This is a genomic window from Streptantibioticus parmotrematis (assembly GCF_019890615.1).
GTDB classification, from domain to species: domain Bacteria; phylum Actinomycetota; class Actinomycetes; order Streptomycetales; family Streptomycetaceae; genus Streptantibioticus_D; species Streptantibioticus_D parmotrematis.
Genome location: NZ_JAINVZ010000010.1, coordinates 12,548 through 37,260, shown reverse-complemented (window position 1 = coordinate 37,260; position 24,713 = coordinate 12,548). Strand labels below are relative to the sequence as shown.

Annotated in this window: 21 protein-coding genes; 8 read left to right on the top strand and 13 right to left on the bottom strand. The window is 73.9% G+C overall.

The genetic code is table 11. From position 1 onward, the window contains the following. Positions 1-51: 51 nt before the first annotated feature. On the bottom strand, positions 52-840 hold the full coding sequence (locus K7472_RS16220) for an SDR family NAD(P)-dependent oxidoreductase (RefSeq protein WP_222978604.1): 789 nt from the start codon (positions 838-840) through the stop codon (positions 52-54). Between the two features lie 266 nt (positions 841-1,106). Between K7472_RS16220 and K7472_RS16215 the strand changes: the two genes are divergently transcribed. Beyond that, positions 1,107-1,550 carry a nuclear transport factor 2 family protein gene (locus tag K7472_RS16215; RefSeq protein WP_222978603.1) on the top strand — a complete coding sequence of 148 codons (444 nt, stop codon included), beginning with the start codon at positions 1,107-1,109 and terminating at the stop codon, positions 1,548-1,550. 149 nt (positions 1,551-1,699) lie between these two features. Then, entirely contained in the window at positions 1,700-2,941 is a 1,242-nt protein-coding gene (locus K7472_RS16210; protein WP_222978602.1) for a nucleotide disphospho-sugar-binding domain-containing protein, read from the top strand. A gap of 117 nt (positions 2,942-3,058) precedes the next feature. Here K7472_RS16210 and K7472_RS16205 read toward each other — a convergent pair whose 3' ends face one another. Further along, positions 3,059-3,265 (bottom strand): MbtH family protein, encoded by a 207-nt coding sequence (locus tag K7472_RS16205; RefSeq protein ID WP_222978595.1) that lies wholly within the window; start codon positions 3,263-3,265, stop codon positions 3,059-3,061. 307 nt (positions 3,266-3,572) lie between these two features. Here K7472_RS16205 and K7472_RS16200 point away from each other — a divergent pair, with 307 nt between their 5' ends. Further along, positions 3,573-5,438, top strand: coding sequence for an AMP-binding protein (locus K7472_RS16200; protein ID WP_222978593.1), 1,866 nt, complete (start codon positions 3,573-3,575; stop codon positions 5,436-5,438). 121 nt (positions 5,439-5,559) lie between these two features. On the opposite strand, the gene K7472_RS16195 is transcribed toward K7472_RS16200, so the two are convergent. The 7 genes from K7472_RS16195 to K7472_RS16165 all read right to left on the bottom strand — a co-directional run bounded on the left by K7472_RS16195 (position 5,560) and on the right by K7472_RS16165 (position 12,413). Continuing rightward, positions 5,560-6,729, bottom strand: coding sequence for a nucleotide disphospho-sugar-binding domain-containing protein (locus K7472_RS16195; RefSeq protein WP_222978591.1), 1,170 nt, complete (start codon positions 6,727-6,729; stop codon positions 5,560-5,562). Between the two features lie 125 nt (positions 6,730-6,854). Beyond that, positions 6,855-7,112, bottom strand: coding sequence for an acyl carrier protein (locus K7472_RS16190; protein WP_222978589.1), 258 nt, complete (start codon positions 7,110-7,112; stop codon positions 6,855-6,857). 68 nt (positions 7,113-7,180) lie between these two features. Then, the gene (locus K7472_RS16185) at positions 7,181-8,434 is read right to left on the bottom strand and encodes a ketosynthase chain-length factor (RefSeq protein ID WP_222978587.1); all 1,254 of its coding nucleotides are present in this window, start codon (positions 8,432-8,434) and stop codon (positions 7,181-7,183) included. Next, on the bottom strand, positions 8,434-9,702 hold the full coding sequence (locus K7472_RS16180) for a beta-ketoacyl-[acyl-carrier-protein] synthase family protein (RefSeq protein WP_222978585.1): 1,269 nt from the start codon (positions 9,700-9,702) through the stop codon (positions 8,434-8,436). Before K7472_RS16180 ends, K7472_RS16185 begins: the two co-directional genes overlap by 1 nt. Positions 9,703-9,821: 119 nt before the next feature. After that, a complete protein-coding gene (locus K7472_RS16175) occupies positions 9,822-10,586 on the bottom strand; it encodes a thioesterase II family protein (protein WP_222978583.1) in 765 nt (254 codons plus the stop codon). Continuing rightward, positions 10,583-11,356: a cyclase family protein gene (locus K7472_RS16170; RefSeq protein WP_222978581.1), complete on the bottom strand. Its 774-nt coding sequence runs from the start codon at positions 11,354-11,356 to the stop codon at positions 10,583-10,585. The genes K7472_RS16175 and K7472_RS16170 overlap by 4 nt, the downstream gene beginning before the upstream one ends. A gap of 238 nt (positions 11,357-11,594) precedes the next feature. After that, positions 11,595-12,413, bottom strand: a complete 819-nt coding sequence (locus K7472_RS16165) for an AfsR/SARP family transcriptional regulator (protein WP_222978579.1) — start codon at positions 12,411-12,413, stop codon at positions 11,595-11,597. 300 nt (positions 12,414-12,713) lie between these two features. Here K7472_RS16165 and K7472_RS16160 point away from each other — a divergent pair, with 300 nt between their 5' ends. From K7472_RS16160 to K7472_RS16140, 5 genes are all read left to right on the top strand, one after another. After that, entirely contained in the window at positions 12,714-12,863 is a 150-nt protein-coding gene (locus K7472_RS16160) for a hypothetical protein (protein ID WP_222978577.1), read from the top strand. Positions 12,864-12,866: 3 nt separating this feature from the next. Then, complete coding sequence (locus K7472_RS16155; RefSeq protein WP_222978574.1) at positions 12,867-15,158, top strand: TOMM precursor leader peptide-binding protein; 2,292 nt, start codon at positions 12,867-12,869, stop codon at positions 15,156-15,158. Between the two features lie 50 nt (positions 15,159-15,208). Continuing rightward, a complete protein-coding gene (locus tag K7472_RS16150) occupies positions 15,209-15,886 on the top strand; it encodes a hypothetical protein (RefSeq protein WP_222978564.1) in 678 nt (225 codons plus the stop codon). Between the two features lie 193 nt (positions 15,887-16,079). Beyond that, positions 16,080-18,356 (top strand): sensor histidine kinase, encoded by a 2,277-nt coding sequence (locus K7472_RS16145; protein ID WP_222978558.1) that lies wholly within the window; start codon positions 16,080-16,082, stop codon positions 18,354-18,356. A 139-nt stretch (positions 18,357-18,495) separates the two neighbouring features. Further along, positions 18,496-19,362, top strand: coding sequence for a sensor histidine kinase (locus K7472_RS16140; protein WP_308013937.1), 867 nt, complete (start codon positions 18,496-18,498; stop codon positions 19,360-19,362). Here K7472_RS16140 and K7472_RS16135 read toward each other — a convergent pair. The 4 genes from K7472_RS16135 to K7472_RS16120 form a co-directional block, all read right to left on the bottom strand. Beyond that, positions 19,359-19,964, bottom strand: a complete 606-nt coding sequence (locus tag K7472_RS16135) for a response regulator transcription factor (protein ID WP_222978556.1) — start codon at positions 19,962-19,964, stop codon at positions 19,359-19,361. The two genes, K7472_RS16140 and K7472_RS16135, sit on opposite strands and share 4 nt — an antisense overlap. Positions 19,965-20,087: 123 nt before the next feature. Then, on the bottom strand, positions 20,088-20,969 hold the full coding sequence (locus K7472_RS16130; protein ID WP_308013936.1) for a 4'-phosphopantetheinyl transferase family protein: 882 nt from the start codon (positions 20,967-20,969) through the stop codon (positions 20,088-20,090). Further along, positions 20,966-22,816, bottom strand: a complete 1,851-nt coding sequence (locus K7472_RS33455) for an acyl-CoA dehydrogenase family protein (protein ID WP_222978555.1) — start codon at positions 22,814-22,816, stop codon at positions 20,966-20,968. The genes K7472_RS16130 and K7472_RS33455 overlap by 4 nt, the downstream gene beginning before the upstream one ends. Beyond that, positions 22,813-24,582 (bottom strand): fatty acyl-AMP ligase, encoded by a 1,770-nt coding sequence (locus tag K7472_RS16120; RefSeq protein ID WP_222978554.1) that lies wholly within the window; start codon positions 24,580-24,582, stop codon positions 22,813-22,815. Before K7472_RS16120 ends, K7472_RS33455 begins: the two co-directional genes overlap by 4 nt. Positions 24,583-24,713: the final 131 nt, after the last annotated feature.

Here is a 24,713-nt window from a genome sequence, read left to right as displayed (position 1 = left end):
TCTGGAAACTCCAACTCGACTAGGGCGTAACGCGATCGGGGTGCGGGGGGATCAGTAGTTGCCCAGGCCGCCGCAGACGTTGAGCGCCTGCGCGGTGATGGAGGCGGCGGTGTCGGTGGCCAGGTAGCCGACGAGACCGGCCACCTCCTCGGGCGTGGAGTAGCGGCCCAGCGGGATCTTGGCCTGGAAGCGCTCCAGGATCGCGTCCTCGGAGGTGTCGTAGGCGGCCGCGTAGCCCTGCCGCACGCGGGCGGCCATCGGGGTCTCGACGTAGCCCGGGCAGACCGCGTTGACGGTGACGCCGGTCTTGGCCAGCTCCAGGCCGAGGGCCTTGGTGAAGCCGACGACGGCGTGCTTGGAGGCGGAGTAGGGCGCGCCGAGCACGACGCCCTGCTTGCCGCCGGTGGACGCGATGTTGATGACCCGGCCCCAGCCGCGGTCCTGCGCGCCGCCCGCGTTGAGGAACTCGCGGGTGGTCAGGAAGACGCTGTTGAGGTTGGTGTCGATGACGTCGTACCACAGCTCGTCGGCGATGCCGGCGGTGACGCCACCGCCGCTGCGGCCCGCGTTGTTGACCAGGACGTCGACGCGGCCGTACGTCTCGACGGCGGCGGCGAGCAGTTCCTTGACCGGCTCGGGGCGGCGGACGTCGGCGACGGTGCCGGCGGCCTCGATGCCCTCGTTGCGCAGTTCCTTGACGGTGGACTCCACGCTGTCGGCGTTGCGGGAGCAGATGAACACCGCCAGGCCCGCGTTCCCCAGGGTCCTCGCCACCGCGAGTCCGATTCCGCTGGTGGATCCCGTGATCAGGGCCACGCGGCGCTGCTGTTCGTTGCTCATGCTGTGCGCTCCTTCCGGCTGTCGACGGGGAACAAGGTGCCGACGCGGCCTCGCGACGGGATCGAGCCGAGCTGGACAGCGCGGGCTCCGTCCGCTGTCCAGCGGTCCGCGAGGGGTCGTGGCGAGGCTTCCGGCCGACGCCACGTCACCACCCGTCGGACGGCACGCTCGCGTTCCCAACGCCCCGTCAGTCGCCAGGTTCCGGCGTTCCCGGACCGTCCCGTGAGGCGGGCCCGGACCATCCCGTGAGGCAGGAGAGGACCACCATGACCGTGACGCAGGAAGCACCGGCCATCGGCTCCGTGGAGCTGTACCAGCAGGTGCAGCAGTACTACGCGCGCCAGATGCAGCTGCTCGACAGCGGCCGGGTGGAGGAGTGGGCGCAGACCTTCACCGCCGACGGCGTCTTCGCCGCCAACGCCCACCCGGAGCCCACTGTCGGCCGGGAGGCGATAGCGAAGGTGGCCGGGCAGGTCGTCGCCGACTACAACGAGCGCCGCATCCAGCGCCGCCACTGGCTCGGCATGGTCAACATCGAGCGCCAGGAGGGCGGTTCGGTGTTCGCCCGCTGCTACGCGCTGGTCTTCGAGACCCCGCACGGCGGCCAGGCGTACGTGAAGGCCAGCACCACGTGTGAGGACGAGCTGGTGCACGAGGGTGGCGAGTGGCTGGTCAAGCACCGCCTCATCACCCGTGACGACCTGATCTGACGCCGCGGCCGGGCCCCAAGGACCCACGGCAGTGCCCCGGGACTCCCCCGCCCGAGGCACTGCCGTGCTGCGTTCGGTCGCCCGCAAGCGGGGCCGGTGACGACAGGGGTTCACCGGCGGGCCCGTACGAGATCCCACGGAGGCATCCCATGCGTGTGTTGTTCACGACCTGGGCGGAACCCGCCCACCTCTACAGCCTGATCCCGCTCGCCTGGGCCGCCCGCACGGCCGGGCACGAGGTGCGGATCGCGGCGCCGCCGTCCATCGTCCCCGCGGTCTCGCGCGCCGGTCTGGTCGGCGTCGCCGTGGGCCGCGACGTGGCCGTCCAGCAGATCAAGCAGCGCGCCGACCTCGCCCCGTGGCGGGAGCCGGGCCGCTGGCCGAGGCACTGGGCGGCGCACCCGGAGAGCCTGGACGACGGGCAGCGCGCCGTGCTCGCCGCGCTCGGCGACAAGCAGGTCGCCGTGGCCGAGGCGATGGCGGACGACCTGGTGGCGTTCGCCCGCTTCTGGCGGCCGGACGTCGTGGTGCACGACAACCTGACGTTCGCCGGTCCGGTGGCCGCCGCCGCGACCGGGGTCCCGGCGCTCGGGCACACCTGGGGCAGCGCCACGGTGATGCGGGTGGAGCTGACCGGGCTGCGGGGCGCGCCGCTGGACAGCTACACGCGGCTCTTCGAACGCTTCGGTGCGGACCCGCAGGCCGGTCCGGTGGGCTGGCTGGACCCGAGCCCGCCGTCGATGCGCCTGCCGGACCCGCTGCCGACCCGGCGCTTCGCGATGCGCTACGCGCCGTTCAACGGGCCGGGTCTGGTGCCGGGTTGGGTGCACGTCAAGGGGCGCTCGCCTCGGGTGTGCGTGACCTCCGGGATCTCCAGCACCAAGGTGCGCCCCGGTGAGCTGCCGGAGATGGTCGGCCGCACGCTGCGCGCGCTGGTCGCGCGGGACGTCGAGGTGGTGCTCGCGGTCGGCCCCGGGCAGGCCGCGAACCTCGGCGGTCTGCCGTCGGGGGTGCGGGTGGCCGAGTCGGTGCCCATGAACGCGTTGCTGCCCACCTGTGCGGCCGTCGTCCACCACGGCGGCTCGGGCACGGGGCTCACGGCCGCCGCGGTCGGGACGCCGCAGCTGGTGCTGCCGCGGATCCCGGTGACCGCCGAGATCGGTGAACGCGTCGCGGACTTCGGCGCGGGCCTGATCCCCGACTTCGCGGACCAGGACGACCCGGAGGTCATCGGCGCCTGCGTCGACCGGCTGGTGACCGAGCCCGCGTTCGCCGGGGCCGCCGCCGCGCTGCGCGCCGAGATCGCGGCGCAGCCGTCGCCCGCCGCGACCGTGGACCTGCTGGAGCGGATCGCGCTGGGCGGCCCGGAGGCGGTGCGCGAGGCGGCGTGATTTCTGTCGTACGCGTCAGGGCGTACGCGTCAGGGCCGCCCGGCGAGGCACTGCCGGGCGGCCCTGGTGCGTGCGTGCGTGTGCGTACGTGCGTGCGTGCGGGGGGCGTACGTGCGGTTACGCGGCGAGCGGGCCGCTCTCCGGCGCGCGCATCGCCGTCCAGTGCGCGTCCACGTAGTCCAGGCACTGCTGCCGGGAGGAGGCCTCCAGCTTCACGGTCCAGCCGGCCGGGACCGCGGCGAAGGCGGGCCACAGGCAGTGCTCCTGCTCGGCGTTGGCGAGCACCAGGTAGAAGCCGGACGGGTTGGCGAAGGGGTTGGTCATCGGGTGCCTCCGGGTGGTCGGCGGGCGGCCGGGCGCAGGGGCGCCCAGCGTGGACCTCCAGCGTGTCCGGCCCCGATCGAGCGGCGCTCTCGCGGCGTTGGACCGGCGCGTGAGCCCGCGCGCGGCACGGTGTCCGCGCGTCACGGGCGTCACCATAGGCATCCTCCGCACCAGCCGACCGGGCGCCCGGTCCTGGCGTGAAACCGACGGCTCCAGCCCGCCTCCGAAGCCCTTCCAGCCGGATACGTGACGCTTGCGACAACGCATCCGAACACGTCGCAGCGCCCGTAAGGGGGAGTTGACCGGCATGACCGATGTCCAGGGTGCCCTGCGCCCGTTGACGGCCACGCCGACCGGGGTGATCCGCGCCCGGTTCGGCCGGCACACGGTGGCGGACGACGACGCGGCGGCCGACGCGCTCGTCGTGCGCCGCACCGAGCGACTGCGCGCGGCGGCCCGCGACCTGACGGTGGACTGGCCCGCGCTCGCGATGGCCGCCGTCGCCGCGTACCTGCACCGGATCACCGGGGAACGGGCGCTGACGCTCGGCCTGGCGGTGGCCGTCCGGCGTGATCCGGCCACCCGGCGCCCGGCGTCGGGGCGCGGGCCACAGGCACTCACCGGCGACGTGCTGCCGCTGCGCCTCGACCTCGGCCCGGAGACGACCGTCGCCCAGCTGGTGCGGCAGGTGTCGGTGGACCGCAGGCTGCTCGGCCCGGTGGTGACCGTCGCCCACAACCTGACCGGGGCCGGACCGGTCCCCGACCTCGCGGTCGTCGCGTACGAGGACCCGGACGGCGCGGGCGTGCGCATCGACTTCCAGGCCAACCCGCTCTACGACGCCGAGCAACTCGCCGCGCACCAGCGGCGTTTCGTCGACTTCCTGGACACCATGGTGCTGGCCGCGCCGGACACCGCGATCGGGCTGCTGGACCTGCTGAGCGCGGACGAACGCCGCCGGGTCCTGGTCGAGTTCGCGGGCGCGGCCCGCCCGGCGCCCCGGCATACCGTGCCCGGCATGATCGCCGCCCAGGAACGCCGCACCCCGGACTCCGTCGCGGTCTCCGCTCCCGACGCCACGTTGACGTACCGCCAACTCGACGTGCGCTCCGACCGGTTGGCCGGGGTGCTCGCGGCGCGCGGGGTCGGGCCCGGGCGGGTGGTGGCGCTGGCGCTGCCCGCCTCGGCGGAACTGGTGGTGTCCGTGCTGGCGGTGCTCAAGACGGGCGCCGCCTACCTGCCGCTGGACCTCGGGCTGTCCGCCGACCGGCTGGCGTTCCGGCTGGCCGACAGCCGCGCCGCGCTGACGGTCACCACGGCGGCGCACGAGGACGCGGTGGCGGCGCTGCCCGGCCCGGCGCGGCTGGTGCTGGACGGCAGGGGCCAGGTCGGCGCGCGCGAACCCCGTTCCGACCGGGGCCAGTTGACCGCGCCGGGCCCGAGGGACGCGGCGTACGTGCTGTATCCGGACGCGGAGGCCGCCAAGGGCGTGGTGGTCGAGCACCGCTCGCTCGTCGACCACCTCGCGTGGTGCCAGGTGCGCTACCCGCAGCTCCAGGGCGCGACCCTGCTGCACCTGCCGGTCGCCGACGACCTGACGGTCACCGCGCTGCTGGGCCCGCTGGTCTGCGGCGGCCAGGTGCGCGTCGGCGCGCTGGAGGCGGACGCGCCGCGCACGCTCGGCAGCGCGCCGCTGACCTTCCTCAAGACCACCCCGGACGCGCTCCGGTCGCCGGCCGCCGCGCCGAGCGGGCTGCTGATGCTGGGCGGCGGCCCGGTGGACGGCGAGGCGCTGGCGCGCTGGCGTGAGCGGCACCCGGGCGTCCCGGTGGTCTACTCGCACCGGCTGACCGAGGGCACGGTGGACTGCCTCGGCTACCGGCTCGACCCCGGCGACGCGACCCCGGAGGGCGTGCTGCCGATCGGCCGCCCCTTCCCCCGCACCCGCGTCTACGTGCTCGACAGCGCGTTGCAGCCCGTCCCGGTGGGCGTGGTCGGCGAGTTGTACGTGGCGGGCGCCGGGCTGGCCCGCGGCTACCTGGGCGATCCGTCGCTGACCGCCGAGCGGTTCGTCGCCGACCCGTACGGCGCCCCGGGCACCCGGATGGTGCGCACCGGGGAGCTGGTGCGCTGGCGCGAGGACGGCAACCTGGAGGCGGTCGGGCGCGTCTGACCCCGGCTGCCCACGCCATGACGGTGCCGCCGCCCCCTCCCCCGTGAGGAAGGAGGGGGCGGCGGCACTGTCATGTCGTTCCCGCGTCAGGAGCGTCCCGCCTTCAGGGGCGGCCCGCCCCTCAGGAGCGGCCCGCCAACTCCTCCAAACGCGGCACCAGTTGGGACGGCAGTGGCATCGCCCGCACCTCGTCGGCGCAGCGCTGCGCGTCCTTCGCGTAGCGCGGGTCGCCGAGCAGCGTGTCCAGCGCGGTGCGCAGCCGGGCCGGGTCGTCCTGGTCGCCGTGGTCCACCGCGAAGCCCGCGCCGCTCGCGGTGATGCGCTCGGCGTAGACGTCCAGCGCGGGCAGCGCCTGCGGGAGCACCAACTGCGGCAGTCCCGTCGCCAGCGCGGTCAGCCCGGTGCCCGAGCCACCGTGGTGGACGACGGCCGCGCAGCGGTCCAGCAGCAGCGACAGCGGCGCGGGCGCGACCACCTCGACGTTGCCGGGCACCGGCCCGAGCAGTTCGGCGTGCGCGTCGCTGAGGGTGAGCAGCGCGCGGACGCCGTCCATCCCGTCGAAGGCCCGGGCCAGCGCCGCCAGCCCGCCCACGCCCAACTCGTCCACGGTGCGCGGGCTGTAGGAGACGCAGACGACGCGCTCGCCGTCGCCGCGCGGCCGCCAGTCGGGGTAGCCGCCCGGCCCGTTGTACGGCACGAAGCGCACCGGCTCGCCGGGCGCCGCGCCCTCGGGCCGCATGCTGGGCGGGCAGGGGTCGAGCAGCAGCGCCGGGTCGGGCAGCCCGCCGTCGGAACCGGCCTGCTCCGCCAGCGGCTTCAGGGCCCGGCGGGCGGGCTCGCGGGCCTGCGTGGTCAGCACGTCGGGCCCCCAGCGGTGCACGACGGCCGGGATGCCGAGGGCGCCCGCGACGATGGGCCCGGAGAACTCCACCGGGTCCGAGATGATCAGGTCGGGCCGCCACTCGCGGGCCAGCGCCAGATAGCCGTCGAGGACCCGGCCGACGCGGGCCTGCCAGCGCGCCGCGAGCGCGTCCCAGTCCGGCTGCCACCCGCGCGAGCCGTTCGACGCGGACGCGCCGCCCGCCGGTTTGCCGGACGGCTTGGGAGGTCCGGCGGGTCCGGGGCGCACCGCGACCTCGGCGGTGTGCAGCCCGGCGCCGCGCGCGGTCTCCACGGTCAGCGGCTCCCCGCACAGCAGGACCTGGTGCCCGGCGGCCTGGAGGGCCCAGGCGAGCGGGACGATGGGGAGCAGATGGGTTCGTACCGGGGCCACCACGAGCAGTACGCGCATGGTCGACTCCCCTTTCTCATCAGGGTGTTGGGGGTGTTCGGTGCGGGGAGCCGGGGATACGCGGACGGCCGCCGGCACCGGTCTCCCGGTACCGGCGGCCGTCGCACCGCGCTCCGCCCGGTGGATCAGGCGGCCTGCTGGGACTGCGCCAGGCTCTCGTTGATGAAGTCCAGCAGCAGCCGCGGCGTGGTGGCCTCGGCCACCGTGTCGTCCGACAGCCGGATGTCGTAGTCCCGCTCGATGCGGCCGGTGGTCTGGAGCACCGCGAGGGAGTCGTAGCCGAGGTCGGCCAGCGCGGTGTCCAGGACGTCGCCGTCCAGGTCCACGCCTTCGGCCTCACCGGCGCACTCGCGCAGCAGGTTGGTCAGTTCGGAGAGGGTCATCGCGAAACACCTTTCGTATACGTTCGGCAGGGCGGAACACAGTGGTGGGGCAGGTGGTACGGGGTGGCTCAGTCGGCGGTGACGACGGCCGCGGCGTTGAAGCCGCCGTTGCCGCGGGCCAGCACCAGCACGGTGCGCACCGGGTGCGGCCGCACGGCGGTGACCAGGTCGAGGTCGATGCCCTCGGCCTGCCGCTCGACGTTGACGGTGGGCGGGATCAGCCCGTCGCGGATGGACAGCAGGGCCGCGGCCAGGTCGAGCGCCGCGCCGCCCGCGTAGAGGCGTCCCGTCATCGTCTTCGGCACGGTGACCGGCACCCCGCGCGAGCCGAACAGGCCGCTGATGGCGTCCGCCTCCTGGCGGTCCAGTTCCTCCACGCCGGAGCCGTCGGCGAAGACCACGTCCACGTCGGCGGTGCCCACCCCGGCCTCGGCCAGGGCGAGTTCGGCGGCGCGGCGCAGGCCGGGCTCGCCGCCGGTGCCGGGCTTCGGGTCGAAGGTGGCGGCGTATCCGGCGAGCCGTCCGTAGACGCGGGCGCCGCGCTCGCGGGCCTCGTCGGCGTCCTCCAGGATGAGGATCGCGCCGCCCTCGCCGGGCACGTAGCCGCGGGCACGGGCGTCGAACGGCACGAAGGCGCTGTCGGGTTCGTTGACCGGGCTCAGGCGCGCCCCGGCGAGCTGCGCGGTCCAGCCCCAGGGGCAGATCGCGCCGTCCACGCCGCCGGTGACGATCAGGCGGGAGCCCTTGCGCAGCTGGCGGCGGGCCTGGGCGACCGCGTCGAGGCCGCCCGCCTGCTCGGTGACCAGGACGCCGGAGGGGCCGCGCATGCCGTGCCGGATGGAGATCTGGCCGGAGTTGACGGCGTAGAACCAGGCGAAGGACTGGTACGCGCTGACGTACTGCCCGCCCTTGCTCCACAGCGCCTCCAGCTCGCGCTGGCCGAACTCGAAGCCACCGGCCGAGCTGGCGGTGACCACGCCCGCGGCGAACTCCGGCAGCTGCGCCGGGTCGACACCCGCGTCGTCGATGGCCTCCTTCGCCGCGTACAGCGCGAGCCGCGTCATGTGGTCGGTCTGCGGCAGCAGGCGGCTGGGGATGTGCTCCTCGGCGGTGAACCCGGGCACCTCACCGGCGAGTTGCGCCGGGTAGCTGCTGGGGTCGAAGCGGGTGACGCGGTCGATGCCGTTGGTGCCGGCCAGTGTCGCGGCCCACCAGGCCTCGGTGCCGAGCCCGTTGGGGGCGGCGACACCGATGCCGGTGAACAGCGCGGTCCTGGCCCGCTGCGGCGATCCGGCGGAACGTTCCAGCACTGGGGTGGTCATCAGGCGGCCCTCCGTTCCGGCCGGTTGAGCACCATCGCGCTCTGGAAGCCGCCGAAGCCGCTGCCCACGGTGAGCACGGTGTCGATGGTCTTCTCGCGGGCGGTCAGCGGCGTGTAGTCCAAGTCGCACTCCGGGTCCGGCTCGTGCAGGTTCGCGGTCGGCGGCACGACACCGTGCTCGATGGCCAGCGCGCAGGCCGCCACCTCCAGGGAGCCGATGGCGCCGAGCGAGTGCCCGATCATCGACTTGATGGAGCTGACCGGGGTGGCGTACGCGTGGTCGCCGAGGCTGCGCTTGAACGCGGCCGTCTCGTGGCGGTCGTTCTGCTTGGTGCCGGAGCCGTGCGCGTTGATGTAGTCCACGGCGGTGGCGTCGAGACGGGCCTCGTCCAGCGCGACCCGGATGGCCTCGGCCATCTCGGCGCCGTCGGGGCGCAGACCCGTCATGTGGTAGGCGTTGCTGCGGGAGGCGAAGCCGCCGATCTCCGCGTAGATGTGCGCGCCGCGGCGGCGGGCCTGCTCCAGCTCCTCCAGCACGAAGACCGCGGAGCCCTCGCCGAGCACGAAGCCGTTGCGGGTCTTGTCGAACGGCCGGGAGGCGTGCTCCGGGTCGTCGTTGCGCGGCGAGGTGGCCTTGATGGCGTCGAAGCAGGCCACCGACACCGGCGAGATCGGCGCCTCGGTCGCTCCGGCGATCATGGTGTCGGCGCTGCCCTCGCGGATCAGCTCGACCGCGTGACCGACCGAGTCCAGGCCCGAGGTGCAGCCGGTGGAGACCACCGCGGTCGGCCCCTGGGCGCCGACCGTCCAGGCGACCTCCTTGGCGAACGAGGCGGGCACGAAGTAGTCGAACAGCTGCGGCACGGCGTAGTGGTGGTCCACCACCCAGTCCTGGCCGCCGTTGCTGACCACCGCGTACTCGCTGTCCAGGCCCATGGTGGCGCCGACCGCGCTGCCGACCGTGACACCGGTGCGGAACGGGTCGAGGGCGGCGATGTCCAGACCGCTGTCGGCCACCGCCTCCCGCGCGCTGACCACGGCGAACTGCGCCGCGCGGTCCAGGCGCCGGATCTCCTGCGGGGTCAGGCCCTCCTTGACCGGGTCGAAGTCCGCCTCGGCGGCGATCCTGGACCGGAACGAGGAGGCGTCGAAGAGCGAGATCGCCCGGGTCGCGGTGCGTCCCTCGGTGAGCAGCGACCAGAAGTCCTTGGTCCCCACCCCGCCGGGAGCCACCACGCCGATGCCGGTGATGACCACCCGCCGGCTCATCGCTGCCTCCCCGAGGGCCGTGCCGCCCGCGCCGCCAGGGCCCGGGTATTGGTTGTCTTCACGGCCACATCACCTCTCTGCTCGGTCGATCTCGTGCTCACGACTGTCACTCCCCCCTCTCAAAGCGCGCTCAACTCGGGCCGGAGGCCGTCCGATCGCGCATACCGCAGGTCGAGGGCGGCCTCCCGCAGCGCCAGCGGCGCCGCCTTGCCGCGTACGAAGAAGTGCGAACCGGTCACCGTGCGCAGCTCGAAGCCGCCCGGCGCGTAGTCCGCCCACTCGGCCATCCCGGCCAGCGGCGCGATCGGGTCCTCCGCCGAGGCGAGCGCCAGCAGCGGCGCGCGCAGCGGCGAGTGCTCGATCTCGCACAGCGCCTCGGCGAGCCGCAGGTCGTCCCGCAGCGCCGGAAGCACCCTGCGCTCCCACACGTGCCCGCCGTGCGCGGCCTCCGGCGGCAGGGTGTCGTACGACACCAGCAGCCGCAGCAGGTCCAGGTCGGGCAGGTCCACCCCGCGCACCACCGGGGAGCGCAGGTGCGGGGGCTGCACGGCGCCGACCGACACCAGCGACGGGCCGCGCTCGCCCAGCCGTTCACGGTGCCGGGCGAAGGTGTAGGCGACCAGGCCGCCGAGGCTGTGCCCGTACAGCAGGTACGGGCGGTCCAGCAGCGGTCCGATCAACTCGTCGAGTTCGACGAGGAGTTGTTCGGGGTCGGTGATGCGGGCCTCGCGCACCCGGGTCTCCCGGCCCGGCAGCAGGACGGGCACCACCTCGGCGGCGTCCCCCAGGACGTTCTGCCAGGGCGCGAAGCAGGACACGCCCGCGCCCGCGTGGTGGAAGCAGAACAGCCAGGGTCTGGCGGCCTCCCCCGCGTCGCCGGTCACTCGTCCACCAGGGCCACGGCCCGGGTCCAGCCCGCGCCGGCGCCCGCGATCTTCACCGGGAAGCACGCCACCTGGAAGCCGAACGGCTCCGGCAGGGCGTCGAGGTTGGCCAGCCGCTCCACCTGGCAGTACTCGCGGCGGCGCCCGGCGAAGTGCGCGGGCCACAGCACCGAGCGGTCGCCGGTCTCCTGGTAGCGGCGGATCATGTCGGTGAACGGTGCGTCCAGGCTCCACGCGTCGGTGCCGATCACCCGCACCCCGAGGTCCAGCAGGTAGTCGGTGGCGGGCCCGTCGAGCCCGGCGAAGTCGGTGAAGTACCGCGGCGTGCCCACATGTTGGGAGGCACCGGTGTGCAGGATGACGATGTCCAGCGGCTTCGGCTGGTAGCCGATGTCGGCGAGCGCCTTCTCCACCCGCGCCCGGTCGATGACGCCGACGCCGACGTCCCGCACGTCCAGCACCACGCCCGGCCGCCAGAACCAGTCCAGCGGCATCTGGTCGATGTGCCGGGGCGTGCCGTAGTCGCCCTGGGAGCCGTAGTGCGAGGGCGCGTCGACGTGGGTGCCGGTGTGGCTGGTGAGCGTGAGGGTGTCCAGGGAGAGCAGTTCACCGCCCGGCAGGTCGGCCGGGTCGAAGTCGAGACCGAAGTGGGTCTTCATCTCCTCGGCCATGTGGCGGGCGCCCTCGGCGGGCGTCATGATCTCGTGGACGATGGGGTCCGGCTCCCAGCCGGACGCGTCGACCGGAGACGACAGGTCTATGACGGGCACGGTGAAACCCCCTGAATGGACTGCACGGGCTGGTGAGCGGTCTGCGCCGCACACTGTGCGGGCCGGTGCTGGAGACCGGATGGAGTCAGACCGAGGCCCCGCTCGAAGGGACCGAGCGGGGCACTGGGTCGGTGCGTGGTGTGCGGTGCCGTGACGGCCGGTCGGCCGTGGCGGCGTGGGGGGATCCGGAAGGGGCGGGGCGGGCGGGCGTCCGGGTGGGGGGCACCGGGCGCGGGGGTCAGGCGGCGAACAGGTCGAGCACGGGACGCCGCTGTTCGTGGGCGAACTCCAGCGCGGGGTCCCCGGACAGCACGGCCTGGTGGAGGCGTTGCAGCCGCGGGGAGGGCTCGAGACCGAGTTCGTCCACCAGGCGCCCCCGCAGCGCCTGGTAGACCTCGAGCGCCTGCCACTGCCGGCCGGACCGGTAGAGCGCCGCCATGCACTGCGCGTGCAGCCCCTCGTGCAGCGGGTGACGCCTCGTCAGTGCCGTCAACTCACTGACCAGTTCGGCGTGCTGACCGAGCATCAGTTCCGCGTCGATACGGCGTTCCAGGACGCCCAGGCGGCTCTCCTCCAGCCGGACCAGCTCGATCTCCAGCATCGGCCCGACCTTGACGTCCACCAGCGCGGGACCGCGCCACAGGCCCAGCGCCTCGCGGTAGAGCCGGGAGGCGCTCCTGGCGTCGCCCTCGTCGGCGGCCTTGCGGCCCTCGGCGACCAGCCGGTCGTACTCGTGCACGTCGACAGCGCCCGGCTGGACCTGGAGCAGGTAGCCGCCGTGCCGGGTGACCAGGACGTCCTTGCTCCCGTAGAGCGCGTCAGGGCCCAGCGCGGCGGTGAGCCGGCGGCGCAGCTGAAGGATGTAGGTCTGCAACGTGGTGAGCGCGCTGCGGGGCATCTCCGAGCCCCAGATCTCCTCCATCAGCGTCGGCACCGGCAGCACCTGGTTGGCGTAGACGGCCAGCAGCGCAAGGATCTGACGGGGCTTGCCCGCGGTGGGGACGATCGACACGCCGCCCGTCTCCGCGCTCAGGGGCCCCAGGACCTTGATGTCCATTGCTTCCTCCGTGGCATGGTCTGCCCGATGCTCCGATCGGTTCGGTACGGGCTTTTCGAGCGTTACGAAGGTCCCATCCCGCTACCCCGCGCCGACAGTGCCGTACTCCTGAAGCGGGCGTGCGTTTCCACTGGTCCGAGGCATGAGATTTTCACGTGCGCCTCGTGAGCGCGGCACTGGTGACCACCCGGCCGGTTTCAGCAGACTCGGTGTCACCTCGAGGGCGGCGCCACCGCAAGTCCGGCGGCCCGCGAGCGAGTTGGTGATCCACCCATCACGGGTTCACAACGGGAGACGACGATGAACGCGAAGAGCGCCGGTACCACGATCGGCTACGACGACCTCGTGATCGAGGAACTGGTCAGCGACCTGGCCACCACCGAGGCGCAGGGCTGCACCATCCTGTGCCAGAGCTCCCTGGTCGAGGCCGACCGCAGAATAGCCGCCTGACCCATGGCGGTCCCGGGGGACAGCAGCAGCGCGCTGCTGGGATTTCGACCGCATCTGCGCGTGGAGCAGGTACCCGGCGAAGCCGTGTACGTGCTCTCCGACCAACGCGTCACCGCGCTTCACGGCGAGCAGATCGCGCGGCTCGCTCCGCTCCTGGACGGCACCCGATGCCTGGAGAAGGTCATCGAGGACGCGTCCGGCACCTTGTCCGCACAACAGATCGCCCGGCTCATCACCCGGCTCACCGAGGCCGGACTGGTCTCCGCCCGCCCGAACGCTTCTCTGGCATGCGAGGCAGCCGCCGAGCACGCCTACTGGGAGGCCGCCGGCTTGGACGGCACCGACGCCACCACGGCACGCGCCACGAGTTCCGTGTACGCGATGTCGGTGGGGGGAACCGCTCTCACCTCGCTCCAGCAGTCCCTGGCCGCGGCCGGGCTGCGCACGCTGCCGCCGCGTCTGGCGGACAACGCCGACCTGACGGTCGTGCTCTGCGACGACTATCTCAACCCCGAACTGCGGGCGATCGACGCCGCGCACCGCGCGGCGGGGCGGCCCTGGCTGCCGGTGACGATCGACGGCACCCACCTGTGGGTCGGGCCGTTCTTCGGCCTCGCCGAACGCGCCTGCTGGGCGTGCCTGGCGGACCGCCTGTGGCGTGGCCGGCAGGTCGAGGCCCACGTACAGCGCAGTCTGGACCGTGACGGCCCGGTGCCGCGGCTGGCCTTCGGGCTGCCGGCCACCCGTCAGGCGGGACTGCAACTCGCCGCGCTGGAGGCGGCCAAGTGGCTGGCGGGACACCGCCACCCGGGCCAGCACCAGCTGTGGTGCCTGGACAGCCTCTCGCTCCAGGGCGGCCACCACCCGGTGCAGCGCCGCCCGCAGTGCGATGCCTGCGGCGACTTCGGTCTGGTCGCCGCGCGGGTCTCGGCGCCGGTGGCGCTCGGCTCCCGGCTGAAGAACGACACGGCGGGCGGCGGCCACCGGGCGCTCACCCCGGCCCAGTTGATGGAGGCCTACGGTCATCTGCTCGACCCGGTCACCGGGCTGGTCAAGGAGATCCGCCGGGACCAGCGGGGGCCTGAGTTCCTCAACTCCTTCCACGCGGGCCTCAACCCGGTCGCCGACCCGCGCGGCATCGGCGCGGTCCGTGCCTGCCTGCGCAGCACCAGCGGCGGCAAGGGCACCACGCCGGAGCAGGCCCGCACCGGCGCGCTGGCCGAGGCGCTGGAGCGGCACTCGGGCTACTTCCAGGGCGACGAGCCCACCGTGCACGCCAGTTACCGCGAGCTGGCGGACCGGGCGGTCCACCCGGACGCCGTGCAGCTCTTCGACGAGCGGCAGTTCGCCGATCGCGAGCGGTGGAACGCCGGGCACTCCCTCGCCTCCCAGGTGTGCGACCCGTTCGACGAGGAGGAGGCGATCGACTGGACGCCGGTGTGGTCGCACACCGAGCGCAGGCACAAGCTGCTGCCGACCGCGTTCCTCTACTACAACGTGCCGCAGCCGCGCGGCGCCGCGTACTGCATGGGCCACTCCAACGGGAACGCGGCGGGCGGCAGTCCGGAGGACGCGGTGCTCCAGGGCTTCCTGGAGCTGGTGGAGCGGGACGCGGTGGCGCTGTGGTGGTACAACCGCACCCGCCAGCCGGGCGTGGACCTCGACGCCTTCGCCGACGAGTGGAACACCGAACTGCGCCGGGTGCACGCCTCGTTGCTGCGCGAGGTGTGGGCGCTCGACCTGACCTCGGACTTCGGCGTCCCGGTCTTCGCCGCGGTCTCGCGCCGGGTCGACAAGCCCGCGCAGGACATCATGTTCGGCTTCGGCGCGCACTTCGATCCGCGGACCGCGCTGCGCCGCGCGCTGACCGAGCTCAACCAGCTGCTGCCCAACGTGCTCCAGGCGCAGGCCGACGGCACCGGCTACGGCATCCGCGACCCGCGGGCGCTGGAGTGGATGCGGGAGGCGACCACGGACAACCAGCCGTACGTCGTCCCCGACCCCGCCCGGCCCGCAACCCGTCCCGCCGACCATCCCTACACCCCCAGGGCGGATCTGCGCGACGACATCACGGCCGTGGAAGGGCTGCTGGCGGAACGGGACATGGAACTGCTGGTGCTGGACCAGACCCGGCCCGACGTGGGGCTGCCGGTCGTGAAGGTGATCGTGCCGGGCCTGCGCCCGCACTGGCCGCGTTTCGCGCCGGGCAGGCTGTTCGACGTCCCCGTGGCGCTCGGCAGACTCACCCGCCCCACCCGTTACGAAGACCTCAACCCGGTCCCGCTCTTCCTGTGACCGGAGTCCACGCGCCCATGCGACCGACCACTCCCCCGAGGACGGTTTCCATGACGATCAACGGCCTGGCGGCACCCGAGCTGTCGGAGTACTGGTCGCTGCGCGAGGACACCCACGCGGAGTCCGGTGCGGGCCCCGACGGCCCGCTGGTGGTCAAGACCCCGGACGGGGAACTGCGTGTTCCCCGTCCGAGCGGTCTGCTGCGCGAGGCGGTGCGCCGGATGCTGCTGGGCTCGGTGTCGCTGCGCAACGTCGTCCACGACTTCCCCGGGTACAACACACCCGAGGAGGCCCCGGGCGAGGGCGCGCGCGAACTGCGCAGTGAGCTGGCCCAGTTGGGCGCCGTGACGGTGCGCACCCTCGCGCTCGGCGCGGAGCCGCTGCTGTCGGTGATCCCGCAGGCCCCCGGTGCCCACCTCGTGCCCCGGCCGCTTCCCTACCGCGGCCGGGTCCGGCTCGTGCGGTCCGCGGCCGTGCGGTACGAGGGCGCCGGGGCGGTGCTGGAGGCGCCGGGGGCCCGCTTCCGCGCGGAGTTCCACCGCCCCGAGGCGTTCCGCCTGCTGGCGGGGGTGGGCACCGAAGGGGTGTACGACCCGGCGGGTCTGCTGGCCCTGACCGAACCGGCGTTGCCCGGCCCGGCGGTCGCCGCCGCGCTGGCGTACCTCACCGCGGCCGGCCTGGCGGAGGTCACGGCCGCCCGCCCGCCCGGCGGCCCACGCGGGGCCTGATACCGGGTCACACCGTCCGCTTCCGTCCCGATCGGCGGCCCCTTCCGTTTTCCCGGCCCTCCGGTAGATTCCCGGTGGGGGGGCGCTCGAGCCATCACCCGACAGACCTGCAAACGCTGGGGGAGCATTGAGGGTCGCAGAGTTCGGCAAACGAGCATCGGATTCGCTGAGAACCGTCCGGGACGACCTTCCGGTGCGGCTCGCCGTCGCGGCCACGATCGCCGTCGTCGTGGGTTTCTGCGCGATCGACGCCGCGTTCGTCGTCCAGGAGCGCCCGTCGACGGTGGCGCTGTGCACGGCCATGGCGTGCTTCGCCGGCATCCTGGCCACCCAGTTGATCCACTCCTTCCCCCGCCTGGTGCCGCTGCCACCACGCGCCCGTTACGCGACGCTGGGGCTCCAGGCGGTCCTGTCGTTCGTGCCGTACTTCTTCTTCGGCCAGGCGTTCATCGGGATGCCTCCGCTGCTGGCCGCCTCGATGCTGCTCGTCCTGCCGCCGGTGACCGCCTGGCCGCTGTTCACCGCCGTCACCGCGGGGAACGTCGCCGTGGTGTTCCTGCTGGGGGACGGCTACGACATCGCGTGGCTCGGGGTGGAGATGCTGATGAACACGCTCATCGTGTTCGGGCTCTCCAAACTCACCGACCTGGTGGCCGAAGTCCACCGCTCGCGCACCGAGTTGACGCGGCTGGCGGTCACCACCGAACGCCTCAGATTCGCCCGCGACCTGCACGACCTGCTCGGCTACAGCCTCTCCACCATCACCCTCAAGTGCGAACTCGCCAACCGCCTCGTGCCCCGCGACACCACCCGCGCCCAGCACGAACTCACCGAGATCCTGCACACCAGCCGCCAGGCACTCGCCGACGTGCGCACCGTCGCCCGCGGCTACCGGCAGATGAACCTGGCCGACGAGGCCGAGACCGCCCGCACCACGTTGGCCGCGACCCAGATCCACACGACCCTGCGCATCGACTCCCGGCCCCTGCCGCCCGACGTCGACACCGTGCTCGCCACCGTCCTGCGCGAGGGACTCACCAACATGCTCCGGCACAGCAAGGCCGAGCACTGCGCCATCACCACCACCCACACCAAGGACACCATCCGGCTGCACCTCACCAACGACGGCGCCGCCGGGCAGCCGGACCGCGGCCCGGCGGACAGCGACAGCGGAAGCGGCCTGGGCAACCTCACCACCCGCGTCGCCCGCCTCGGCGGCACCGTCACCGCCCGGCACGCGGACGACTGGTTCCACCTGACCGCCGAACTCCCGCTGCGTCCCGAGCGACCGGGCGGCGACAGCGAACGCGGCCAGCGGCGGCCCCGGCCGGTGCAGCAACCCGCGACCCTGGCGCCGCGCACCGCCACCACGCTGGTCGTCGCCGCGCTGTGCGCCTACCTCTTCCAGGGCGCCACGTACATGTACCAGTCGAAGTTCCCGGCGGAGAAGCTCACCTGGGCGGTCGTCACGCTCACCGCCGGGGTGCTGCTCCAGGCCCGGCAGTCCTTCCCGCGCGTGCCCTCCTCGCGGCCGCTGCGCCACCCGCTGGCGACGCTCACCGCGCAGATCGCCCTGTCGTTCGTGCCGTACGCGGTGTTCGGGGCGTACTGGTGGGGGCTGCCGGGGCTGGTGGCGGGCACCGCGCTGCTGATCCTGCCGAGGGCGACGGCCTGGACGGTCTTCGGCACCGCCGACCTGCTCAACCTGGCGATCCTGTGGGACCTGGGCCTGCACAACTTCGTGACGCTGCTGTACATCGGCTGCATGGCGCCGATGACCGGGCTCGTCGTGTTCGGCCTGTCGCGGCTGAAGGACCTGGTGGTGGAGGTGCACCGCTCACGCGCGGAGCTGACGCGGCTGGCGGTGACCACCGAACGCCTCAGATTCGCCCGCGACCTGCACGACCTGCTCGGCTACAGCCTCTCCACCATCACCCTCAAGTGCGAACTCGCCAACCGGCTGGTGCCCCGCGACACCACCCGCGCCCAGCAGGAGCTGGCCGAGATCCTGCACACCAGCCGCCAGGCACTCGCCGACGTGCGCACCGTCGCCCGCGGCTACCGGCAGATGAGCCTCGCCGACGAGGCGAAGGCCGCCCACAGCATGCTCACCGCGACCGGCATCCGCACCACGGTCGACGTCACCGACACCACCCTGCCGACGGACACCGACACCGTGCTCGCCACCGTGCTGCGCGAGGGCCTCACCAACGTCCTGCGGCACAGCAAGGCCGAGCACTGCGCCATCAGCACCGCGCAGGCCGGGGGCGCGATCGTGCTGCGGCTCGCCAACGACGGCGCGTCCACGGCGACCACCGCGCCCTCGCTCACCGACCAGGGCAGCGGCATCGGCAACCTCACCACCCGCGTCAGCCGGCTCGGCGGCAGCCTCACCGCCCACCACGAGGACGACTGGTTCCACCTCACGGCGCGAATACCGCTGCCCGTCCCGGCCACGGCGGGCGCCTGACCCGGGGCACGCGGTGACCACGACGCGCCCCGGGGGGTACGCGTCCGGGCTCCTGGGGTCCGGGCTCGTCCGGCTGACGGGACTGACGACGCACGTACGGCGGTCGCACGCGGAACCGGCGGAACCGGCGGGGTCCGCGGTGACCACCGAACGCCTGCGGTTCGCCCGGGACCTGCACGACCTGCTCGGCTACAGCCTGTCCACCATCATCCTCAAGTGCGAACTCGCCAACCGGCTCGCCCCACGCGACCCGTTACGCGCCCAGCGGGAACTGGCCGAGGTCCTGCGCACCGGCCGTCAGGCCCTGGCCGACGTGCGCACCGTCGCGCGCGGCTACCGGCGGATGAGCCTCGCCGACGAGGCCGAGAGCGCCCGTGCCACCCTCACCGCCGCCCGGGTCCGCGCCGCCGTCCGGGTCGGCGCCCGGCCCCTGCCGCCCGAGGTCGACACCGTTCTCGCGACCGTCCTGCGCGAAGGGCTCACCAACATGCTCCGGCACAGCAAGGCCGCCAACTGCGTCATCACCACCACCCGCACCGGGGACACCGTCCGCCTGCGCCTGGTCAACGACGGCGCCACGCAGCAGCCGGGACCCGCCGACCCCGAAGGCGGCCTCGACAACCTCACCAGCCGCGTCACCCGCCTCGGCGGCACGCTCGACGCCCACCACGAGGGCGAGTGGTTCCACCTCACGGCCGAACTCCCGCTCACGCGGGCCGGAACGAGCGGGAAGCGGAGGGCGCGGCGGCGCGCGGAGCCGGTCCAGCCGGCGGTGACCGCGGAGCGGCTGCGGTTCGCGCGGGACCTCGACGAGCGCCTCGGGCGCGGTCTTTCGCTGATCGTCCGCCGGTGCGAGCGCGTGCACGGCCTCGTGCCGCGCGACGCCGCCCGCGCACAGCGCGAGATCGCCGACATCCTGCGTATCAGCCGCCGCACGCTGGCCGAGGTGCGGGCCGTGGCCCGGGACTACCGGGAGGCCGGGGCGCCGCGGGGGGCGGAGTGCTAGAGCCAGCCCGCCTCGCGGGCGATGCGGATCGCGTCCACCCGGTTGCGGGCGCCCAGCTTGGTGACCACCGTGGTCAGGTAGTTGCGCACGGTCCCGGCGGACAGGTAGAGGCGGGAGGCGATCTGGGAGGGCTCCTCGCCGTCCGCCGCCATGCGCAGCACCTCCAGCTCGCGTTCGGTCAGCGGCGAGCCCCCGGTGTCCAGCGCGGCCAGCGCGAGCTGCGGGTCGATGACGCGTTCACCGGCCGCCACCTTGCGGATCGCGGCGGACAACGCGTCGGGTTCCGCGTCCTTGAGCAGGAACCCGGAGGCGTGCGCGGCCAGGGCGCGGCGCAGGTTGCCCGGGCGGCCGAGGCTGGTGAGGATCAGGGTGCGGCACTCGGGCAGCGCGGAGTGCAGGGCCTGCGCGGCGGTGATGCCGTCGGTGCCGGGCAGGTCGATGTCGAGCACGGCGACGTCGGGCCGCAGGGCCTGCGCGGTGGGGACGATCTCGGCGCCGGAGGACAACTCCGCGACGATCTCGATGTCGTCCTCCAGGTCCAGCAGCGCGACCAGGGCTCTGCGCAGCATGTGCATGTCTTCGGCTATGAGGATCCGGATCACGCTTCCCCCGTCTTGCAGGTTCCTACCGTCTGGCCGGTTGCCGTGATCCCGATTATCACCCTCGCGAATGGACGTACGAGCGACAACGCACCCAACTCAAAGCTTTCTCACGGTGTGCGAGGCTCATTGTCCCTTGTTCTCCGAGCGGCTGAGCAGGTCGACGACCTCGCCGAGGAACCCCTCGTCCAGCATGGTGTCCACCGAGGTGTCGCCGTCGCTCTCCGCGCCGGAGTCCTGGCAGGCCACGCTGACCAGATAGCGGTCCGGCAGCCAGAACGTGCCGAACGACCACTCGCCCCGGGACGCCTGGCGGCCGTCGGGGGTCAGCAGCGAGGTGCCGTCGGAGCCGAAGCCGAACTGGTTGAAGCCCAGCCGCATGCCCTGCCCGAGCGCCTTGGTGTACGCCTCCTTCAGCGTCCAGATCCGCAGCAGTTCGCGTTCGCGCGCCGGTTCCGGCAGCTCGGCCAGCAGCTCGCGTTCCGCCGGGGTGCACAACTGCCGCTCCACGGACGCGTACTGGATGCGGCGGTCGGCCAGCTCGGTGTCGACGCCGATCCGGCCGCGCCGGTTGAGGCCGACGACCATCAGGTCCTTGGTGTGGCTGAGGCTGACGTCCACCTGGTCGCAGCCGCGCAGGTACGGCCGCCCGCCCGGCTTGTACGCCAGCTCCACGCTGTCCGGCGGCACGTGCAGGGCGGCCCCGGCCGCGTAGCGCACCATGAGCCGGGAGGCGGCGAACCGGGAGCGCGCCTCGGGGTCGGACAGGCCGCTGAAGCGCTGCCAGTCGCGGCTGCCGAGCAGGTTGCGCAGCTCGGGGTCGGCGAGCGCCGCGGGCAGCCATTCCTGCCAGTAGGCGTGCACGACGGCGTGGCCGGTCCAGCTGACCGACTGCCGCACCTTGCTCCACGGCCCCTCGATGCCGGGCATCGAGATCGGCTCGGCCAGTGTCGTACGGTCCGCGGCCCACGCCGTACGCTCCGTGTCCCGCGCCAGACGGCCGTTCACGTTCCACCACCTTCCGCAAGGGGAGCCGCGTAGAGGTCGTAGGCGCTCCCCGCACGGAAACGTTCCACCACCTCGTGCAGCACCCGGTCCACACAACCGGTGGGCGGCGCGGGCAGGGCCAGGCCCAGCCTGCCGCCGAGTCGTTGCAGCGCCAGCACGGCCCAGGAGGGGTCGGCGAGGAAGCCGCCCGCGCCTCCCGCACCGCCCGCGCCCGGCACGCCTACCCCGCCGTGCGCGCCGCAGGCGTCGCCCGCGGGTCCCGTCGCGAGCCGTTCCCACGTCGCCAGCACCGCGCCGGCGGCCGAGATCAGGGCGTGCCGGTCGGCCAGGGCGCACATCTCGGGGTTCGACAGCGCCGCGCGGTCGCCCACCTCCAGCTCCCGGCAGCGGTCGTGCAGCGCCCACAACTCGCGGACGAACGCGTCGGCGTAACCCTTGAGCGTGGCCTGCGCGTCGCCCGGCACGGCGCTGTCGCGGATCCGGGTGGCGGTCGCGGCGAGCCCGGCGGCCAGCAGGTCGTCGCCGCCCGCGAGGCCGAGCGCCGCGAGGTCGAGTTCGGGCAGGTCGGCGCCGGGGCGGAAGACCGCGTCCGGCGGCTCCGCGGCGCGGAACCAGGAACGCCGTGCCAGCAGCGGGAGTTGGGGGATGACCACGGCCTGGCAGGCGGCGGTCCCGGCGTGGCCGAGGCCCGCGGCGGGCAGGTCGCGCAGCAGTTTCGACAGCGCGCCGCGATCCCCGTCGCCGTCCCCGCCGTGGTAGCCGGAGGCGCCCAGCACGGTGGCCAGTTCCTCCAGGTCGTCGCGGAGCAGGTCGGGCACCAGGTACTTGACCTCGGCCGCCGCCAGGTGCGCGCCGTCCGGCACCAGGTGCAGCGCGCGCAGCGCGGTCGTGGCCATCGCGTCGGCGGCCAGCAGGTCGGCGAAGACCCCGGCGAGCAGCGGCCGGTGCCGTCCCTCGGGCCCGCCGGGGCGTCCGGCCAGCGCGGCGGCGACGGCGGTGCGCAGCACGGTGTCGACGGAGGCGATCACGGCGGCGGGGATCAGCGAGCGGTTGAGCTGGAAGGTGCGCAGCGCCAGCCGCACGCCCTCGCCGTACGATCCGACCAGCGCCTCGGGTCCCACCGCGCAGTCGTGGAAGGCGTATCCGCCGAAGTGGCAGCCGCGCATGCCGGTCGTCAGCTTGCGCGGCAGCGCCTCCATACGGCCGGGCGGCAGCCGGTCGGGGTCGACCAGCAGCACCGAGTGGCTGCCCGCACCGGGCGTGGACGGCAGGTTGCGGGCGTAGACCACGAGCGCCTCGGCGCGATGGGCGTTGATCACCATGTCCTTGCGGCCGGTGAGCGAGAAGCCGTCCGCCGTCCGCTCGGCGCCCACCTCGCCGCGCAGCAGTCCGCTGCCGTGCGCGAGGGAGTGGTGCACGATGGTGGCCCGTCCGCCACCGCACAACAGCCGTGCCAGCGACCGCTGTTGCTCGGGCGAACCGGCCACCCAGACCGCGGAGGCGGCGAACAGCGAGGTGATGCCGTGGCCGAAGCCGAGCGCCACGTCCCGCCGGAAGACCGGCCGCAGCACGCGCGCGAGGGTGTCGGCGCGGGTCAGCCGTCCGCCGAGGGCCGCGGGCACCAGTTCGGCGCCGAAGCCCTCGTCGGTCAGCAGCCCCTCGGCCTCGGCCAGCAGTTCCTGCCGCTCCTCGGCGGCGAGCAGGGCGCGGAAGCCGAGCGGGTTGCCGGGGTCGCGGGGATCGCCGAAGCGCCGCTCCAGATGCGCGACGCGCTCGGCGACATCCGTCGTGACGTCCGCTGTGGCGTCCGTCGTGGCGTCCGCGACCGCGGTCGTCCCCGTGTTCACGCCGGCACCCTCTCCCTCGCCTGCCGTGGGATCCGGGCGGCGCTCAGTGCCCGCACCGGTTCCTCCAACTCCTCGTACAGTGGCCGCAGTTCGCCGCGCAGGAACAGCTCGCGCATCTCCGATCTGCGGACCTTCCCGCTGGTCGTGCGTCTGACCGTGCCGGGACGCACCAGCAGCACGGCGTCCGGGATCGCCCCGAACTCCTCCGCCAGCACCCCGCGCACCCGCGTCGCGAGGTCCGCCAGCTCGTCGCGGCCCCGGCCGATCGCCCGCACCTCCTGCACGACGGCCAGCAGCCGGTTGGCCTCGCCCACCCCGAACACCGCGGCCGACGCGAACTGCGTTCCGCAGTGCGGCAGTTGGCGTTCGATTTCCTGCGGGTGCAGGGAGCGCCCGGCGACCAGCAGCACGTCCTTGATGCGTCCGGTGACGTAGACCTCGCCGTCGTGCACCGCGCCCAGGTCGCCGGTGCGCAGGAATCCGCCCTCACCGGTCGTGGTGGCGTTGCCGAAGGCCTCGGCGGTCTCGATGGGACGCGCCCAGTAGCCCCGGGCCACCGCCGGTCCGCGCACCCACAGCTCTCCTATGGCACCGTCCGGCAGCTCGGCCGAGGTGCGCGGGTCGACGACGCGGACCTCGGCGCCGCCCGCCGGACCGCAGGCGACCACCTGCTGCCGGGTTGCACCGGACGGGCACAGCGCCGCGTCCTGCACCCCGCGCACCGCGGCGGGTCCGTCGCCGCGTCCGACGCTGACCAGCAGCGTCGCCTCCGCGAGGCCGTAGCCGGGGGTGAGCGTGCCGGGCCGCAGCCCGGCGGCGGCGAAGCGCTCGGTGAACGCGCGCAGGTTGTCCGCGCCGACGGGTTCGGCGGCGTCCACGGCCCGTTGCAGGCGCGAGAGGTCGAGCGCGGCCAGTTCCTCGTCGGTGACCTCCCGCACGCAGCGGGCGTACGCGGAGTCCGGCGCGGCGACGTGCGTGACGTCGTACCGGTCGATCGCCTTCAGCCAGCGGCCCGGGCGGGCCAGGAACAGCCGCGGCGGCATCAGCACCACGGTGGCGCCCAGCCACAGCGGGTGCAGCAACTCCCCCACCAGGCCCAGGTCGTGGTGGAACGGCAGCCAGCCGCCGATCCGCGACCCGGCGTCGGTGCCGAGGGCGTCGCGCAGCGCGGTCATGGTGGCCAGCAGGTTGGCGTGGCTGACCATGACGCCGCGCGGCGCGGCGGTGCTGCCGGAGGTGTACTGGATCAGCGCGAGGTCGTCGCCGCCGATCGCGGGCATCCGCCACTCGGCGGCGACCCGCTCGATGCCCGCGCGGTCGGCGGCGAGCGCGCCGCCGTCCACCGCGAGGCAGGCGACCCCGCCGCGTCCGGCCTGCGCCAACTGCCGTGATACGTCCGGCGCGTGGGCCGCCTCGGTGAGCACCAGGTGCACCGCGGCCTCCGCGACGATCGCGGCCGTGCGCTCGGCCGCCGCGCGGGAGACCGCGGGCGGCGGCACCGGCACCGCGACGGCACCCGCGTACAGGCAGCCGAGCAGCGCCTCGGCGAAGGACGGACCGGTGTCCAGCGCGAGCATGACCTGCCGTCCCGCCGCCCCGTGCCCGGCCAGCCGCACTGCCAGCGCCCTTGCGCGCAGGTCGAGTTCGCCGTACGTCACGGCGGCGCCGGACTCGCCCGAGGTGTCGAGCGGCACCAGCGCCGGAGCGTCCCGGCGGCCGGCGAAGCGCGCCACCAGGGCTTGCGTGAGGCTCGTGGGTGTTGGCATCCCCTCAACTCCCCGTTTCGGCGTTCCCTTCGCACGCGGCGACCGCCGTGGGATCCCGGTCAGGGGCTCCCGTCGTGGCGGCGGCGTGCGTGGTCCATGCTGCGCGCCGGGGCTCGACAGGGGCTCGAACA